The organism is Streptomyces sp. A012304 (genome assembly GCF_026008495.1).
In the GTDB taxonomy this organism is placed as follows: Bacteria; Actinomycetota; Actinomycetes; order Streptomycetales; family Streptomycetaceae; genus Streptomyces.
In genome coordinates this window covers 1-259 of record NZ_BQUN01000105.1, presented here as the reverse complement: position 1 = coordinate 259, position 259 = coordinate 1, and the positions used below count along the sequence as shown (strand labels likewise).

Here is a 259-nt window from a genome sequence, read left to right as displayed (position 1 = left end):
CCGGCCGTCCGGGCGTCCTCGCGGGCGCGGACCGCGTCGTTGAACACGACGCGGGCGCACCCGAACGCCCTGGCCAGCGAGGCCTGCTGAGCGGCGTCCGGGTACAGGCGGAAGCTGTACCGAAGCTGCATGACGATCACACTAGGCACGTCGAACCCACGCCGTAACCGGGAACATCCGAGCGAGCCGTCACCGTCACCAAGCAGGGTCCGGCTCCGCCGGAACGTCACCGCGACGCTCCGCGTCGCGACCACCAGAT

The 259-nt window shown here is 70.7% G+C and carries 1 protein-coding gene; it reads right to left on the bottom strand.

Going from position 1 to position 259, the window contains the following annotated elements; genetic code table 11:
- Positions 1-131 (bottom strand): helix-turn-helix domain-containing protein (locus ALMP_RS26955; protein ID WP_264932921.1); only part of this gene is annotated, 131 nt, incomplete at its 3' end.
- Between the last annotated feature and the right edge of the window lie 128 nt (positions 132-259).